The following is a 15,245-nucleotide window of genomic DNA, read 5'->3' on the forward strand; positions in this document are numbered from 1 at the left end:
TCAGCGGCCCGTCCCGGCGGGCTCCGCTACCAGATATCCCAGCACCGCGCGCTTCAGACGCAGTGTCAGCCCGTTGATGTCCTTCTCCCCCGCCTCGATTGCCGCGCTCGACAATCCGTGGCACAGCGCGACGAGGTCGAAGGCCACGGATTCCGCATCGGCGATCCCGTGCCCGGCCAGCACATCCGCTACAATGTTCCGCAACTCTCCCTTGAGCTCTCGGGTTTCTGCATCGACCGGAAGCTCCGCCTCGACACGTTCCAGTGCCCGGGCAAGTTCAGGGCGGGTGAGATGGTGCTCGAGAGCGGCCGCCACCATGAGTTCCACCGTCGAAGCCAGACTTTCCTCACGTCCGAGATCCGCCGCCCGGCGCATGGTCAGAACCATATCGCGTCGCAGGCCGCGGATCAGTTCGGCGAGGATCGCCTCCTTGCCGGGGAAATACTGGTAGAGCGAGCCCACCGAGACGCCCGCCCGCTCCGCAACCCGGTTGGTGGTCAGGGCGTGGCTTCCCTCGGCCTCCAGAATGCGAGCAGCGGCCTCAAGAACGGCCGCGCATGTCGCTTTGCTGCGCGTCTGAAGCGGAGTTTTGCGCGGTCTGAGTTCCGGCTCGGTCATGGCGCCCAATGCGAGTGTGAATGTGAGCAATTATTCGCATAATTGGGGCGACACGCGAAGCGATTTCCCCTCACCCGGACCACGCAGATGAGAAACCCCTTCAACCTTGCCTCCCGCACCGTTCTCGTGACCGGCGGCTCCCGCGGCATCGGACTGGAGCTGGTGCGCCAGTTGCTCGCCCGAGGTGCCTGCGTCCTTGCAACCGCGCGCGACATCACACCGCTCGACGATCTGGCCCAGGCGCATCCCGGCAGGCTCGACGCCTTCGCCGCCGACCTCGGCCGCACCGAGGGCGTTCGCGCCCTCGCCGATTGGGTGGCCACCCGCCATCCCGATTGCAGCGTCCTGATCAACAATGCCGCGATCATGCTGCATCAGCAGCTTGCCGCCGCTCCGCCCGCCTATCTCGACGAGATCGCCCGCGAAACCGCGGTCAACCTTGTGGCTCCCGCTCAACTGGCGACCGCCCTCCTGCCCCTGCTGGCACGCCACCCGTCTGCGGCCATCGTCAACGTCACCTCGGGCCTTGCCGTTGCGCCCAAGAAAGACGCCCCGGTCTATTGTGCCACCAAGGCCGGTCTGCGCAGCTTCACGCGTGCCTTGCGGGACCAGTGCCATGCAGCAAACCGCCGGATCCTCGTCAGCGATGTCGTGATGACGCTGGTCGATACCGGCCTGTCACGTGCCTCCGCCGCCCGAAAATACCCGCCCGCACGCGCGGCCGCCGACCTGCTGCGTGGAGTGGAGGCAGGTCGGGAGGAGATCTGGATCGAGAAGGCCCGGCTGCTGAGGATCGTTCACCGGATCTCTCCCGCCTTCGCCTATCGGCTCCTTCGGAACCGCTGACGGACCGGCCGATACCGCGCCGGACACCCCCATTCTGCGGGAGCACCAGATGAGTCGAGACGGCTTCTTGCTTCAGTTTCTGCGCAAACCGCGGCAGGTCGCCGCCCTTGCCCCATCCTCCCGCGCCCTTGCGAAAGCGATGGTCGAGCAGGTGCCGCACCGGGCGAAACGGATTGCCGAGCTCGGCCCGGGAACGGGTGTCTTCACGCGATGCCTGGTCGACCACGGCATCGCCGAGCAGGACCTGACGCTGTTCGAGATCAATCCCCGTTTCGCGGACCTGCTTGCCCACCGCTTTCCGCGAGCCGTGCTGCACCGTCTGCCGGCCCAGGAACTGGCAGGGGTTGCCGGAGGTCCCTTCGACGCGGTCGTCTCCGGCCTGCCGCTGCTGTCGATGACCGCTGGCGAGCAGGAGGCAATCCTGGATGCTGCGTTCGCGCGGCTGGCGCCGGACGGCACCTTCATCCAGTTCACCTACGGCCCTGCCTCTCCCGTCCGTCGCGGGATATGCGGGAAGCTCCAGCTCACCTTCACGCGCACGCGCAGGATCTGGGCCAACCTGCCGCCGGCAACCGTCTATGTGTTCCGCCGGGCGAGGGTTCCCGCCCGCATCCTCGACATGGAGCCGGCGGCGGACGCCTGGACCACGAGGTGTCTGGAGCCGACCTAGGGTCAGGACCCATTCATATGACGACAATGGCGTTCGATAGACCAAGACCTGCAAGGAGAAGCCCGCAGAAGCGGGGTCGCCCCCCGGTCAAGGGCTTCGACGCGGCAGGTCGCCGGTCTATCGGACGTCCTGCGGATCGTCCCGACCTGCACGGGCTACTTTGTCGCAAGGCCTTGAAAGACTTTATGTCTTCCTGCGGCCCTGCTTCGCGTATCCGCGCACGTCAGGACGACCATTGCGGCCATATTAATGGGTCCTGACCCTAGAACAGCCGGCCGCCGAGCGGCACCTCCTGCTCGGGCGCCAGCAGAACGACCTCGCCATCGGCATCGGGCACCCCGAGCGTCAGGACTTCCGACATCATCGGGCCGATCTGGCGCGGCGGGAAATTCACCACCGCCAGCACCTGCCGGCCGATCAGGCCTTCCGGCGTGTAATGGCGGGTGATCTGGGCGCTGGACTTCTTGAGCCCGATCTCGGCTCCGAAATCGATCACCAGCTTGATCGCCGGCTTGCGCGCCTGCGGAAACGGCGCTGCCTCGACAATGCGGCCGACGCGGATATCGACCTTGAGGAAATCGTCAAAGGAAAGGACCGGCGAAGCGGCCGCGTGGTCTTGCGTCATGATGGGTGATGTCCTGAACGACAAAAGGCGGGAGTGTGAAAACCCGCGCGAGCCTTTCGGCCGGCGCGGCGGTGCGGCGCTCCCGCCACTCTAGTCGTCAGGCAGCGCTCGGGGAAGCCCCCGAAGGAGCCGCCGCGTCTTGCGGCCCGTCGGCGCCCGGCGGCGGCGTGTCCTGCCGCGAACCCCGCGTGTGCGCCCGCGACAGCAGCGGCTTCAGGAACCTGCCGACCCGGTCGAGCCGGCCCATCCACACCTCGCCCTCGTCGAGCTGGCGGGCGAGCGCCGACATGGTGCGTGCAAGACCTGGATCCTCGTCGTCCAGCCACACGTCGACGACGCGGCCGAAGGCGACGACCAGCGCCTGCGACATCACCGCCGCCCGCGGACCGGAGGCCGGGATGCCGGCCGCCGTCAGCATCCAGCGCTGCGAGGTCACCGCCTCCCTGTTCAGCTTCAGCGCGAACTGCGGATCGCATCGCACCGCCTTGCGCAGGGCGCGGATCGCATCCCTGTGCGGAGACAGCGCATCGAGGCGGGTCATCAGCACGTCGAACAGGCGCTCGCGCGCCGGCTCGCCCGCCATGTCCGGATCGATGGAATCGAGAACCGTCTGGTCGATGTCGGACAGGAATGCCCTCAGGCAGGCCGTCTTGCCGGGAAACTCCGCGCGCAGCACCGACAGCTTGACGCCCGCCTCGCGCGCGACATCCGCCATCTCGAAGCCGTGCCACCCCCTCTCTCCCAGCAGGGACAGGAAGCTGGAAACGATCTTCTGCCTGGTCTTTGCCGTAGCCATGGGCTCCTCCGGATCACGCGGGACCGCGCTGCGCCACCCCTGCGATGGCCGATCGCGAACACATCCAACGGATGTAGGGACCCGGCACCGGATTTTCGAGCATCAATGCAGGCAATGCGCGGCAGTGCCGCATCGCGCCCGTCGCCCCGTCAGCCGGCAAGCTCCTGCGACCGCTTGCGCGCCGCCGCCACCGCCTTGTCCATCACCGGCTGCAGGCCGCTGTCCGGCTCCATCAGCACGGCAAGCGCGGCCGCGGTCGTTCCGTTCGGAGATGTGACGTTCTGTCGCAGCTCCGCCGCCGGCAGATCGGAGCGATAGAGCAATTCGCCGGCACCGCACACGGTCTGGCGCGCGATGCGCATGGCCAGATCCTCAGGCAGCCCGGCCTTGACGCCGGCCGCCGCCAACGCCTCCACAAGATAGAAGACATAGGCGGGGCCCGAGCCGCTGACGGCGGTCACCGCGTCGATCTGCTCTTCGTGCTCGATCCAGTCGGAGACACCAATCGCCGTCAGCAGCCGGTCGACAGTCGCCCGCTGCGCTCTGTCCGCCCTGTCATTGGCATAGGCGACGCTCATGCCGCGGCCGACCTGGGACGGCGTGTTCGGCATCACCCGCACGATAGCGACGTCGCCGAAGGCCTTGCGGAAGGCCGCGACCGGCGTGCCGGCGGCGACCGAGATCACCAGCGTGTGCGCATCCACCGCCGGCGCCAGACCGGGCAGCACATCGGCCATCACCTGCGGCTTCAGCGCCACCAGCAGCACGCCGGCCTTCAGCCCGTCGGTGACGGCCTCCGCATGGCGGATGCCGGAGGCGGAGACCATCTCGAGAAGCTCCGCCGACGGCTTCGGATCGATCACCAGAATGCTTCCGGCATCGGTCCCGGCGGCAAGCCAGCCGGCCAGCATCGCTCCGCCCATCTTGCCGGCACCGACAAGGACGAGCGGGCGCTCCTTGGAAAAACTCATGCCTCCCCCGCGGTTTCGAACAAGGCGGTGTCGATCGCCTCGGACGCGCTTTTACCGGCCCAGACCACGAACTGGAAGGCCTGGTAGTAGCGCTCGCAGGAGTCGAGCGCGTTGGTGAGCAGTCCCTCGATCTGCTTCGAGGTCGCTTCCGCGCCGCCGGCCAGCAGCAGCGACTGGCGGAAGATCACCACGCCCTCGCGGTTCCACAGGTCGAAATGCCCCATCCACAACTGTTCATTGACCAGCGCGAGCAGGCGCACGACCTCGGTGCGGCGCGGTTCCGGCACCTTGAGATCGAAGGCGCAGGCCAGATGCAGAGCCTCCAGATCCTCCATCCAGGAGAAGGAGACGTGATAGTCGCACCAGTGGCCGGCGACCGAAATCGTGATCTCCTCGTCGCAGGAGCGCTCGAAGGACCAGTCGTTGATGGCGGCGATGTGCTCGATCGTGTCGACGGGGTTGGCGGGCCGTTCGAAGTCGATGTCGATGAGGCTCATGGGGGTTCCTCTCGGCTTGCGGGCCATGCGCGGCGCTGCCGCGGCGCCTGGCCACCATGTCGGTCCGCAGGATGCTTGCCCTGCCGCAAGCGAAAGTCCGCCAGCCGCGATGGCGTTTCATGCCCCTCTGCATCGCCGCCCCGCGAATCTCCGCCTGACTTCAGTATATAGGGAGAACTTAATTCAAGGATATGTTCACTTTTCCTTTACGCTTTTGAAGCTGTGGACGGCGACCGCTCGCCCGGCCGCCGGCTCGCCCCGCAACGGACGCAGGGTGACAGTGTGACCTGATTCGCGAAATGTCAGTCGTCCGCCGCCTTGGCCTTGGCCGAGCGCGGCTTTGCCGCCGACGTCTCCAGCGCGGCGATACGAGCCTCCAGCTCGTCGAGCCGGTCGAGCGCCCGCGCCGCCATGTCCTTGACGACGTCGTGGTCCTCGCGCTTGACCAGGTCCATGTCGGCGAGAAACCGTTCCGCCTGGGCGCGGAATGCCGTCTCCACCTCGCGGCGCGCGCCCTGGGCGACACCGGCCATATCCGTCATCAGCTTGGCGAAATCGTCGAGAACCCGGTTCGGTCCCTGTGTCATGGCCAGTCCTTCCCTGCTGCCGGCCCACCGGGCCGCATATCACTTTCTCCTAGGTAGTGCGCTTTTATGCGCGGCGAAACACCCCAGTCATTCGAACCTGAAGTTCGCCACATCTTGCAGCAGGCACCGAAGGAACGTCAGGTTCAAAGCAGATGACCGGCAAGCGTATGTTTCCAGTGTGGTTTTCGAATCTGAGATGCGTCTGTTCCGGCAGCAACCCGGAGCGCATTTCACATTCGCCACACTGGTGAGGAGAAATCGCCGCAGCCTTGACGCAGGCGGCCGGGACCGGCAACGTCGCGCCGCATGTCCTGCCGGTCCGCCGGCGAGCCGGAGCCCCCATGCCGATCCTTGCCCTGCCCTTTCCCGCCATCGATCCCGTGCTGATCGAGATCGGTCCTTTCGCGATCCGCTGGTACGCGCTCGCCTATATCGCCGGCCTGCTGCTCGGCTGGCGCTACATGCGCGCACTGGTCGCCCGCGACGACCTGTGGGGCCGCACGCCGCGCCCCTCCCTGACCGACATCGACGATTTCGTCGTCTATGCGACCATCGGCACGATCCTCGGCGGGCGGCTCGGCTATGTGCTGTTCTACGCACCGGCCTATTACCTGCAGAACCCGCTGGACATCCTGCAGGTGTGGTCGGGCGGCATGTCCTTCCATGGCGGCTTCCTTGGCGTCGTTCTCGCCATGGTTCTCTTCGCCTGGCGGCGCGGCATTCCGCTGTGGACCCTGTTCGACCTTGCCGGCGCTGTCGCGCCCATCGGCCTGTTCTTCGGGCGCATCGCCAACTTCATCAACAGCGAGCTGTGGGGCCGGGTGACGGATGTGCCCTGGGCCTTCGTCTTTCCCGATGGCGGGCCGGAGCCCCGCCACCCGAGCCAGCTCTATGAGGCAGCGCTCGAAGGGCTGCTGCTGCTCGTCGTCGCGCGCATCGTGCTGCTGCGCGGCGGCTTCCGGCGGCCGGGCCTTGTCGCCGGCGTCTTTGCGCTCGGCTATGGCCTGTCCCGCTCCTTCGTCGAGTTCTTCCGCGTGCCGGACGCGCATATCGGCTATCTCGGGCCGGGCCTGACCATGGGCATCCTGCTGTCGCTGCCGATGATCGCCGCCGGCCTGTGGGCGATCGCCCGCGCCCTGCGCAACCCGCCGGCGGATCGCGCGGCGTGAGCCGGAGCAGTGCCTCCCCTTCCGGCACGGGGCCGCTCGGCGCGCGCATTCGCGCTCTGATCGAGACGGGTGGCCCCCTGTCGGTCTTCGACTTCATGGGCCTGTGCCTCGCCGACCCCGAGCACGGCTATTACATGCGGGCCGAGCCCTTCGGGGCGGATGGCGACTTCATCACCGCGCCGGAAGTCAGCCAGTTCTTCGGCGAACTGGTCGGCGCCTGGGTCGTCGCGGCGCATGCGGCGCTCGGCAGCCCACGCCCCTTTCATCTGGTCGAGCTCGGCCCCGGCCGCGGCACCTTGATGGCCGACATGCTGCGCGTCGCTGCCCTGCGCCCCGCGTTCCGCGAGGCGGCCTCGCTGCATCTCGTGGAGACCAGCCGGCGGCTGCGCGAGATCCAGCGCGCCACCCTGGGCGATGCCTCGGCGACCGCGCTGTGGCACGACCGCATCGCCGATCTTCCGGAAGACGCGCCGCTGGTCGTTGTCGCCAACGAGTTCTTCGACGCCCTGCCGATCCGGCAATACGTCAAGACCGCGCAAGGCTGGCGCGAGCGGGCCGTCGGGCTCGACGAACAGGGCGCGCTGCGCTTTGTCGCCGGCACCGGCAGCCTCGATGCGGCAGAGCTGCCGGCCGGCCTTGCGGGCGCCGCCGAGGGCACGATCCTGGAAACCCAGCCGCTTGCCAATGCGCTGATGGAGGAGCTTGGCGCCCGCATCGCCCGGCAGGGCGGCGTCCTGCTCGCCATCGACTACGGCTACGCCCGCACCGCGCCCGGCGACACGCTGCAGGCCCTGCGCGCCCATCGCCCTGTCGAGGTGCTCGCCGAACCCGGCCGCGCCGATCTCACCGCCCATGTCAACTTCGAGGCGCTGGCCCGCGCTGCCCGCGCAGGCGGACTGCGCCCGCGCGCCCTGACGACGCAAGGCGACTTCCTGCTCGGCCTCGGCCTGCTGGAGCGCGCCGGCCAGGTCGGCGCCGGCCGTTCGCCGCAGGAGCAGGAGCGGATCCGCGGCGAGGTCGAGCGGCTCGCCGCGCCGCAGGAAATGGGCGAGCTCTTCAAGGTGCTGGCCGTCGCCGGGCCGGACGTCGTCCTGCCGCTTTTCGATGGCGTTTGACAGCCGCCCCGCTTCAAACCACCATCCCGGCGAACATCCCGCCCGCCACGCAACAGTCCGACAGGCCCATGCTCACCTCCCCGGATCTTTCCGCCCTTCCCGGTCTCTCGCACGGTTTCTTCACCCGGCAGGGCGGCGTCTCCGGCGGCCTCTATGCCTCGCTCAACATCGGCCTCGGCTCGAAGGATGAACGCGCCGCCGTCACGGAAAACCGCGCCCGCGTCGCCAGCCTGCTCGGGGTTGCCCCCGGCGCGCTGCTGTCGCCCTACCAGCACCATTCGCCGGATGCGATCGTGGTCGACGCTCCCTGGGAGCCGGGCGCCCAGCCGCGCGGCGACGCGCTGGTGACCGACCGCCCGGGCCTTGCGCTCGCTATCTCCACCGCCGATTGCGGCCCGGTGCTTTTCGCCGATCCGCAGGCCCGCGTCGTCGGCGCGGCCCATGCCGGCTGGCGCGGCGCCCTCACCGGCGTGCTGGAGGCGACGCTTGCCGCCATGCAGCGGCTCGGCGCCCGCAACGAAAGGGTGATCGCCGTGCTCGGCCCGACCATCTCCGGCGCGAATTACGAGGTCGGCGAGGAGTTCCGCGCCCGCTTCCTCGATGCCGACGGGGCGAACGAGCGCTTCTTCTCGCCCTCCGACAAGGCCGGCCATGCGCTGTTCGACCTGCCGGCCTACATTCTTGCCCGGCTCGAGGCCGCCGGCGTTGCCACCGCCGCCAGTCTCGACCGCTGCACCTATGCGGAGGAGGATCTGTTCTTCTCCTACCGCCGCGCCACCCATCGCGGCGAGCCCGACTACGGCCGCCTCGTCTCCGCAATCACCCTTTCGGAAAGCTGATCATGTCGCTCGCCTTCACGCGGGAGGAATATGCCTCCCGCCTCGATGCCCTTCGCGCCCGCATGGCCGAGACCGGCCACGACGCCCTGCTGCTCTTCGCCCAGGAGAGCATGTACTGGCTCACCGGCTACGACACGTTCGGCTTCTGCTTCTTCCAGTCGATGGTGGTGACCTGTGACGGGCGGATCGTCCTGCTGACCCGCTCCGCCGACCTTCGCCAGGCGCAGCTCACCTCGATCGTCGACGACATCCGCGTGTGGGAGGACCGCGACGGCGCCTCGCCCGTGCTGCAACTGCGCGACCTCATCGCCGAACTCGGCCTCGGCGGCGCCCGCATCGGCGTCGAATACGACACCCACGGCATGACCGGGCGCATCGCCATCGACATCGCGACGCTGATGTCCGATGTCGCGCGCCTCGAAGACGCATCGATGACCGTCCAACACCTGCGCGCGGTCAAGTCGCCGGCCGAGATCGCCTATGTCCGCCGCGCCGCCAGACTGACGGATGCGGCCTACGAGGCCGCCCTGCCGCTGATCCGGGAAGGCGCGCGCGAGGGCGAGATCCTCGCCGCCATGCAGGGCGCGGTCTTTGCTGGCGACGGCGACTATCCGGGCAACGAGTTCATCATCGGCTCCGGTCCCGAAGCCCTGCTGTGCCGCTACCAGAGCGGCCGCCGGGTGCTGGATCGCAATGACCAGTTGACGCTGGAATGGGCCGGCGTCTTCCGCCGCTACCATGTCGCCGCCATGCGCACGGTGATCGTCGGCGAGCCGACCGGCCGCCATGTCGCCCTCTATGAAGCCGCCCGCGCCGCGCTTGCCGCGGTCGAGGAATGCCTCGTGCCGGGCCGCACCTTCGGCGAGGTCTTCGAGGCCCATGCCCGCGAGATCGACGCGCGCGGGGAAGGTGCCCACCGGCTCAATGCCTGCGGCTATTCGCTGGGCGCCCGCTTCGCGCCGAGCTGGATGGACTGGCCGATGGCCTATCGCGGCAATCCAGCCCGCATCGCGCCGGGCATGGTCGTCTTCACCCATATGATTCTGATGGATTCGGACAGCGGCGCGGCCATGTCGCTCGGCCAGACCTACCTGACCGGGGACGGGCCGGCGGAGTGTCTTTCCAAGCTCCCCCTCGACCTGCCGGTCAAGGCGGGCTAAACGAAGAAACCGAACGGAAGCCATGATCGGCGGCAGGCGGCTGCCGTCCATGGCCACCGGGCAAGTACCGACGACCGACACGGGGACCAGCAAGGCCAGATGAGCGCGTTTCACCTCACCAGAAAATCCGCTCTGCGAGCCGTCGTTCCGGCGCTTGCGCTGCTGCTGGCCGCCTGCGCCGGCGATCCGACGCCATCGGCCTCCATCTCCGGCGCGAGCGCTCCTGCGGCGAGCCGGCCGGTGCCCAGCGTTCCGGCCGATCAGGCGACATTCGCCTTCGAACCCTTCACCGGCGCTCCCGGCAACATCGCCGATGCCCTGTCGCGGCAGATCGGCACCGAGGCGCGCGAGCAGAACCTGCGCCTGGTGCGCCGGGTCGGAGCTCCGGCGACCTATCGCATCAACGGCTATCTCTCCGCGTCCGGCGACCAGTCCCAGACGACGCTATTCTATGTGTTCGACATCGTCGACGCCGGCGGCAACAGGCTGCACCGGATCCTCGGCCAGGAATCGGCGCCGGGCTCGTCCGGCGATCCCTGGTCCGGCGTCGACGACACCGCGCTCAACCGGGCTGCCCGCCGTTCGGTGGCCGAACTCGCCGCCTGGCTGCGCCGCTGAGCGCGCCGCGATCCGGGAAAATTTGCCGGCAGGCCCACTGGCCGGTTGTGCAAGGCGGGACGCGTTGTTAAAACGCCGCCGCCTGTTGGAGGAAGGCTCGCCGATGCCGGACTCCGGTCTGGCCTGCCGCGCTTCGACCTAGGCCACGAAAGAAGACCAGACAGACCACCGTGTGACCCTGTCGTACCGGCGCTGCGTTCCCCGTGCGGCGGCGGACCCAAGAAAGGACTTGCGGGCCATGAAGATCGTCGCGGGCAATTCCAATCGCGCGCTTGCAGAGGAAATCTCGTCCTATCTCGGGGCGCCCCTGGCAAAGTGTCAGGTGCGCCGTTTCGCCGACCAGGAGATTTTCGTCGAACTGCAGGAAAACGTACGCGGCGAGGACGTTTTCGTCCTGCAGTCGACCAGCTTTCCGGCCAATGACCACCTGATGGAGCTGCTGATCGTCATCGACGCGCTGCGCCGCTCCTCCGCCAAGCGCATCACCGCCGTCGTGCCCTATTTCGGTTATGCCCGTCAGGACCGCCGCGCCTCCGGCCGCACACCGATCTCGGCCAAGCTGGTCGCCAACCTGATCACCCATGCCGGCGCCCACCGCGTGCTGACGCTGGATCTCCATGCCGGCCAGATCCAGGGCTTCTTCGACATTCCGACCGACAATCTGTTCGCTGCGCCGGTGATGACCCGCGACATCAAGGAGCGCTATTCGACGGACAACGTCATGGTCGTCTCGCCGGATGTCGGCGGCGTGGTGCGCGCCCGCGCGCTCGCCAAGCGCATCGACGCGCCGCTGGCGATCGTCGACAAGCGCCGCGACAAGCCTGGCGAGTCGGAAGTCATGAACATCATCGGCGATCCGTCGGGCCGCGACTGCATCCTCGTCGACGACATCGTCGATTCCGGCGGCACCCTGTGCAACGCCGCCGAGGCGCTGCTCAACCAGGGCGCCAAGTCGGTCACCGCCTATATCACCCATGGCGTCCTGTCGGGCGGCGCGGTCGCGCGCGTGTCCTCGTCCAAGCTCAAGGAACTGGTCATCACCAATTCCATCGAGCCGACCGCCGCGGTGCTTGCCGCGCCGAACATCCGCACCGTCTCGATCGCCCCCTTGATGGGCGAGGCGATCTCGCGCACCGCGCTCGAACAGTCGGTGTCAAGCCTCTTCGGCTGATCGCGAAAACCACGACCATTCTCTCGAACGCCCGGATGCCGCATGGCTCCGGGCGCTTCTGCTTTTGCCCGTTGGCGCCGATCAGCCGCGCCAGGCCAGCAGCCAGCGCTCCAGCCGGCCGATCAGCCAGCTAACGATCAGCCCGAGCATCGACAGGATCGCGACGCCGGCCAGCAACTGGTCGGTGGCGAACAGGCTGCCGGCCATCAGGATATAGGCGCCGACGCCGTATTCGGCGCCGATCATCTCGGCCGCCACCAGCAGGATGATGCCGATGGACGCCGAGATCCGGCAGCCGGACAGGATCGCCGGCATGGCGCCGGGCAGGATGATCTTGCGCACGATGGAGCGCCAGGACAGGCCGAAGGACTGGCCCATGCGCACCAGGGTGCGGTCGACATTGTCGACCCCGCCATAGGTGGCGATCACCGTCGGGAAGAACGTGCCGAACAGGATCGTGGCGACCTTCGAGCCCTCGCCGATGCCGAACCAGATCACGAAGAGCGGCAAGAGGGCGATCTTCGGGATCGGGAACAGGGCCGAGACCAGCGGCAACAGGCCGGCGCGGGCCAGCGAGAACAGGCCGATGGCGAGCCCGACGGTGATGCCGAGGGCGGTGCCGAGCGTCCAGCCGATGACGAGGCGCTGCAGCGAGGCCGACAGATGCCGCCAGAGCTGCCCCGATTCGACCAGATAGCTGAAAGCTTCGAACGCCTCGCTCGGTGCCGGCAGCACCAGGTTGCTGATCACGCCGCTGCGCGATCCCGCCTCCCACAGCGCGACGATCGCCAGGAACACGAAGGGCCCGATCAGCCGGATCGGCACCGGGCGAAAACCGCCGCCGCGATAGGGAACCGGGCGCAGACCCTCGCGTTGCTCCCCGGCTGCCCGGCCGCCGGACGTCTGGTCAAGCGACGACTGCTCAAGCGACGTCATCGGCGATCTCCCTGTCGGCGGCACGCGCCTCGTCGCGCAGGAGCTGCCACAGCTCGCGCTGCACGGCATCGAGCTTCGGATCGCCCGCCTCGCGCGCGCCGAGATCGCGGTCGATCTCCACGATGGTGCGGATGCGTCCCGGCCGGCGCGACAGCACGACGATGCGGTGGCCGAGGCGCACCGCCTCGGCCAGATTGTGGGTGACGTAGCAGGCGGTGAAGCGCTCGCGCTGCCACAGGGCGACGAGATCGTCCATCAGCAGCTCGCGCGTCTGGCTGTCGAGCGCCGACAGCGGCTCGTCCATCAGCATCACCGCCGGGCGCACGCTGAGCGCCCTCGCGATGGCGACGCGCTGCTTCATGCCGCCGGAAAGCTGCCGCGGCAGCGCCTTGCGGAAATCGGACAGCCCCGTGCGCTCCAGCACGTCGGCGATGATCGTCTCGCGCTCCGCTGCGGACAGCGGATGGTCCTCCAGCACCAAGGAGACATTCGCCTCGACGCTGCGCCAGGGCAGCAGGGCGAAGTCCTGGAACACATAGGTGAGCGGATTGAGCGACCCGGCAGGCACCTCGCCGGAGAGCAGCACTTCGCCCTCGTCCGGCCGCTCCAGCCCGCCGATGAAGCGCAGCAAGGTCGACTTGCCGCAGCCCGACGGACCGATGATGCAGACGATCTCGCCCTCACTGACCGTGAGGTCGATTCCGTTCAGCACCTCGGTCGCGCCATAGCGATGCGTGATCCCGCGCAGCAGGAGATCCATCGGCTGCGTTCCTTGCCCGCTCTTCGCCCGGTCGGGCGTCAGTCCGTCTCGACGAAGGACGGGTCGACCAGCAGTTCCATCGTCACCGTCGCGGGGACCAGCTTCTCCGACTGGAACCAGGCGAGCTGATCGGCGATCGAGGCCATGTTCAGCTTCGCCCCCTCGTTGATGCGCATCGCGCCGCTGCGGATGGAGGGCGACGCCTTCTCGTAGGGCTCGTCGTTGTTGACGTATTTGTGCAGCAGTTGCACCAGCGCCTCGGCCTCTTCCTCGGTCGTGGTCTTGTCGATCAAGGCCGCGTTGAAGTCCGCCGCGCCCTTGGAAAAGGCTGCGAGGAAGCGCTTGACCAGCTCCGGCTTGTCCACCGTGTTGGCGGTCGAGGTGAAGACCGTGGTCACCTGATAGGCCGGGATATAGTCGGCGACCATGCCGATCGCCTCGATCTCCGGCCCCTCGGCCAGCGGCTTGGCGATATGCGGGACGATCGCCCAGGCGTCGATCTGCCCGGTCTTCAGCGCGCCGATGATCGCGCCGACCTTCTGCAGCGGCCGCAGGGTCAGTTCCGAGCGGTCGAAGCCTTCCTTGTCGGCGATCTTGTGGGCGATGTAGTGGAACGACGACCCGGTCTGGGTGATGCCGAAGCTCTTGCCCTTGAGCTGCGCCGGCGAGGTCACGCCCGCGTCATAGGCCGCCTTGGACACCAGGATCATCTGCCCGTCGACGCCCGGCTCCTCCTGCAGGCCGCCGCCGACCACCTTGATCGCGCCCTTCTCGGCAAGGTTGATCAGGCCGCCGGAAATCGCCGTGATGCCGAAGTCGACATCCCCGGAGGCGATCGCCACCGCCATCGGCTGCGCCGCCTGGAAATACTCGAAGGTGACGTCGAGGCCTTCCTCGGCGAAATAGCCGCGCTCGAAAGCGATGAAGCTCGGCGCGTGCGAGGTGAAGCGCAGCGCGCCGACGGTGATCTTGTCGGCCGCGACGGCGCTGGCCAGCGGCGCGAGGCTCACGCCGGCGGCAATGCCGGCAGCCGCCGCCAGTTTCACGAATCCGCGTTTGGTCAAAGCCTTCATGGCACCCTCCCGATATGGCCGGTCGTCCGCGCCGGTCCTGTTGTGTCCGTCTCGCGGACGTTCCCTGCCTGCCGGCGCAGCCCTGTCGAGCGGCGACGCGGGGCGGCAATGTGCCGGCGCAGGTGACCGCAGCCGGCCTGACTTGTCAATCTGTGCAGGGTCTTATCGTTGATCGCAGCGGCGGGCCTACAGTTCTTCCACATCGATCCCGAAGGTCAGCGCCCCGATCAGCTCTCCCGTCTGCGGGTCGACGACGGGCAGGCTCACCTGGCTCTGCACCGTGCGGGTGGACAGGTCTTCCTCCAGCGGGCCGATATGCAGGCTGTGCGGCCCGACGAGGAAAGTCTTCTGCCACTTGTCCTCATCGCCCTGCCAGTAGTCGGTGGTCACCCGGCTGACCGCGACATTGAGTCCGACGGCGTCCATCAGGATGATTTCCGTGAACAGCCCCTGGCTGTCGTCCTGCAGCCTTGCCAGATAGCGGGAAACCTCGTGGTCCAGCACACCGGCAATGAGCGGGCCGTGGCTGCCGCTTTCCGCCTCCCTTATCCATTGCTCGTCGAGCTCGGTGATCTGCTCCTGGGTGTATTGCGCGGTCTGCCGGTTCTGCTCGCGCACTGCCGCGATCACCCGCGGCGACCGGGCCACCTCGGCAAGCCGCGTCCTTGCCAGCACGGCGAGATCGCTCTCGAAGACATTCAGGCCGGTGCCTTGCGCGGGACCGGCCACGGCCGCCGCGAGCAACGAAGCCGCCATCAGCCTGAAAACCCTGGTCAGCATGATCCCCCCCATCA

The 15,245-nt window shown here is 68.0% G+C and carries 18 protein-coding genes; 8 read left to right on the forward strand and 10 right to left on the reverse strand.

All coding sequences use genetic code 11. The annotated features are described in order from the left end of the window. Window positions 1-618, reverse strand: a complete 618-nt coding sequence (locus TSB10GB4_RS02935; protein ID WP_186394483.1) for a TetR/AcrR family transcriptional regulator — start codon at window positions 616-618, stop codon at window positions 1-3. Window positions 619-705: 87 nt separating this feature from the next. Here TSB10GB4_RS02935 and TSB10GB4_RS02940 point away from each other — a divergent pair, with 87 nt between their 5' ends. Together TSB10GB4_RS02940 and TSB10GB4_RS02945 are read left to right on the forward strand one after the other, a co-directional pair. Then, window positions 706-1,464 (forward strand): SDR family oxidoreductase, encoded by a 759-nt coding sequence (locus TSB10GB4_RS02940; protein ID WP_186394484.1) that lies wholly within the window; start codon window positions 706-708, stop codon window positions 1,462-1,464. Between the two features lie 67 nt (window positions 1,465-1,531). After that, window positions 1,532-2,134, forward strand: coding sequence for a class I SAM-dependent methyltransferase (locus TSB10GB4_RS02945; protein ID WP_186394485.1), 603 nt, complete (start codon window positions 1,532-1,534; stop codon window positions 2,132-2,134). A gap of 262 nt (window positions 2,135-2,396) precedes the next feature. Here the strand turns inward: TSB10GB4_RS02945 and TSB10GB4_RS02950 are convergent, their stop codons facing one another. The 5 genes from TSB10GB4_RS02950 to TSB10GB4_RS02970 all read right to left on the reverse strand — a co-directional run bounded on the left by TSB10GB4_RS02950 (window position 2,397) and on the right by TSB10GB4_RS02970 (window position 5,610). Further along, window positions 2,397-2,759, reverse strand: coding sequence for a tRNA-binding protein (locus TSB10GB4_RS02950; protein WP_186394486.1), 363 nt, complete (start codon window positions 2,757-2,759; stop codon window positions 2,397-2,399). Between the two features lie 97 nt (window positions 2,760-2,856). Continuing rightward, on the reverse strand, window positions 2,857-3,555 hold the full coding sequence (locus TSB10GB4_RS02955) for a TetR/AcrR family transcriptional regulator (RefSeq protein WP_186394487.1): 699 nt from the start codon (window positions 3,553-3,555) through the stop codon (window positions 2,857-2,859). A 149-nt stretch (window positions 3,556-3,704) separates the two neighbouring features. Continuing rightward, window positions 3,705-4,526 (reverse strand): pyrroline-5-carboxylate reductase, encoded by an 822-nt coding sequence (gene proC / locus TSB10GB4_RS02960; RefSeq protein ID WP_186394488.1) that lies wholly within the window; start codon window positions 4,524-4,526, stop codon window positions 3,705-3,707. Beyond that, complete coding sequence (locus tag TSB10GB4_RS02965) at window positions 4,523-5,023, reverse strand: YbjN domain-containing protein (protein WP_186387226.1); 501 nt, start codon at window positions 5,021-5,023, stop codon at window positions 4,523-4,525. The genes proC and TSB10GB4_RS02965 overlap by 4 nt, the downstream gene beginning before the upstream one ends. A gap of 302 nt (window positions 5,024-5,325) precedes the next feature. Next, window positions 5,326-5,610 (reverse strand): accessory factor UbiK family protein, encoded by a 285-nt coding sequence (locus TSB10GB4_RS02970; RefSeq protein WP_186387225.1) that lies wholly within the window; start codon window positions 5,608-5,610, stop codon window positions 5,326-5,328. A gap of 341 nt (window positions 5,611-5,951) precedes the next feature. Between TSB10GB4_RS02970 and lgt the strand changes: the two genes are divergently transcribed. The 6 genes from lgt to TSB10GB4_RS03000 all read left to right on the forward strand — a co-directional run bounded on the left by lgt (window position 5,952) and on the right by TSB10GB4_RS03000 (window position 11,682). Beyond that, entirely contained in the window at window positions 5,952-6,779 is an 828-nt protein-coding gene (gene lgt / locus TSB10GB4_RS02975) for a prolipoprotein diacylglyceryl transferase (RefSeq protein ID WP_186394489.1), read from the forward strand. Further along, window positions 6,776-7,894 (forward strand): class I SAM-dependent methyltransferase, encoded by a 1,119-nt coding sequence (locus TSB10GB4_RS02980; protein ID WP_244296439.1) that lies wholly within the window; start codon window positions 6,776-6,778, stop codon window positions 7,892-7,894. The genes lgt and TSB10GB4_RS02980 overlap by 4 nt, the downstream gene beginning before the upstream one ends. 68 nt (window positions 7,895-7,962) lie before the next feature. Continuing rightward, entirely contained in the window at window positions 7,963-8,733 is a 771-nt protein-coding gene (pgeF, locus tag TSB10GB4_RS02985; RefSeq protein WP_186394490.1) for a peptidoglycan editing factor PgeF, read from the forward strand. Window positions 8,734-8,735: 2 nt separating this feature from the next. Beyond that, complete coding sequence (locus TSB10GB4_RS02990) at window positions 8,736-9,893, forward strand: Xaa-Pro peptidase family protein (RefSeq protein ID WP_186394491.1); 1,158 nt, start codon at window positions 8,736-8,738, stop codon at window positions 9,891-9,893. A gap of 99 nt (window positions 9,894-9,992) precedes the next feature. Then, window positions 9,993-10,511, forward strand: coding sequence for a hypothetical protein (locus TSB10GB4_RS02995; protein WP_186387221.1), 519 nt, complete (start codon window positions 9,993-9,995; stop codon window positions 10,509-10,511). Window positions 10,512-10,749: 238 nt separating this feature from the next. Beyond that, complete coding sequence (locus TSB10GB4_RS03000) at window positions 10,750-11,682, forward strand: ribose-phosphate pyrophosphokinase (protein WP_186387220.1); 933 nt, start codon at window positions 10,750-10,752, stop codon at window positions 11,680-11,682. 81 nt (window positions 11,683-11,763) lie between these two features. Here the strand turns inward: TSB10GB4_RS03000 and TSB10GB4_RS03005 are convergent, their stop codons facing one another. The 4 genes from TSB10GB4_RS03005 to TSB10GB4_RS03020 all read right to left on the reverse strand — a co-directional run bounded on the left by TSB10GB4_RS03005 (window position 11,764) and on the right by TSB10GB4_RS03020 (window position 15,231). Then, window positions 11,764-12,618, reverse strand: a complete 855-nt coding sequence (locus tag TSB10GB4_RS03005; RefSeq protein WP_186387219.1) for an ABC transporter permease — start codon at window positions 12,616-12,618, stop codon at window positions 11,764-11,766. After that, window positions 12,605-13,378 (reverse strand): ABC transporter ATP-binding protein, encoded by a 774-nt coding sequence (locus TSB10GB4_RS03010; protein ID WP_186394492.1) that lies wholly within the window; start codon window positions 13,376-13,378, stop codon window positions 12,605-12,607. The genes TSB10GB4_RS03005 and TSB10GB4_RS03010 overlap by 14 nt, the downstream gene beginning before the upstream one ends. A 38-nt stretch (window positions 13,379-13,416) precedes the next feature. After that, a complete protein-coding gene (locus TSB10GB4_RS03015; protein WP_186394493.1) occupies window positions 13,417-14,451 on the reverse strand; it encodes an ABC transporter substrate-binding protein in 1,035 nt (344 codons plus the stop codon). Between the two features lie 186 nt (window positions 14,452-14,637). Then, complete coding sequence (locus tag TSB10GB4_RS03020; protein ID WP_208984389.1) at window positions 14,638-15,231, reverse strand: cache domain-containing protein; 594 nt, start codon at window positions 15,229-15,231, stop codon at window positions 14,638-14,640. Window positions 15,232-15,245 lie beyond the last annotated feature (14 nt).

Origin of the sequence: Stappia sp. TSB10GB4 (assembly GCF_900185745.1) — a bacterium.
Classification (GTDB): domain Bacteria; phylum Pseudomonadota; class Alphaproteobacteria; order Rhizobiales; family Stappiaceae; genus Stappia.